1 protein-coding gene and 1 pseudogene are annotated in these 554 nt (G+C 69.7%); both read right to left on the bottom strand.

The genetic code is table 11. The features are described from left to right. Positions 1-270: pseudogene (locus EN738_RS34910) on the bottom strand (ABC transporter permease); the annotation flags it as partial. Further along, on the bottom strand, positions 270-554 hold a 285-nt coding region (locus EN738_RS34905), incomplete at its 5' end, for an ATP-binding cassette domain-containing protein (protein ID WP_127287440.1). The gene EN738_RS34905 and the pseudogene EN738_RS34910, both read right to left, overlap by 1 nt.

Genomic DNA, 554 nt, shown 5'->3' with positions numbered 1-554 from the left:
GTGCGAGATCGCGCCCAGCCCGCCGAGGAAATCGCGTTCGGCCGATGTCGTGTCGCGCTGGTTGAGCTGGAAGCGCAGGTCCCCGCCAAGCAGCGTCTGGCCCTGGTTGGCGACGCCGGCGCTGATCGCCTGCGCCACCGAATTGACGCCGCCGATGGCGGCGACGCCGAGCGCGATGCAGGCGAGGAAGATCAGGAAGCCAGAGAGGCCGCCACGCATCTCGCGCAGCGAGAAGCGGACCGCGAGCTTCAACGTCTGCGACAGCGCCATCAGGCCGAAACCTTCACCGGCTTCGGCGCGTCCTCGATCCGGCCCGAGCGCATCGACACCTGGCGCGAGCAGCGCGCGGCGAGTGATTGGTCATGCGTGACCAGCACCAGCGTCATGTCGCGTTCGGCCGCCTTGGCGAACAGGAGGTCGGCGATCTGCCGTCCCGTCGCCTGGTCGAGATTGCCGGTCGGCTCGTCGGCGATCAGGATGCGCGGCGAGGGCGCCAGCGCCCGGGCGATCGCCACACGCTGCTGCTCGCCGCCCGACAATTCGCCGGGATAATG

Origin of the sequence: Mesorhizobium sp. M4B.F.Ca.ET.017.02.2.1, from assembly GCF_003998955.1 — a bacterium.
In the GTDB taxonomy this organism is placed as follows: Bacteria; Pseudomonadota; Alphaproteobacteria; order Rhizobiales; family Rhizobiaceae; genus Mesorhizobium; species Mesorhizobium abyssinicae.
Note: the sequence above shows the minus strand (reverse complement) of the source record. Positions and strands in the feature narration are given on the sequence as shown.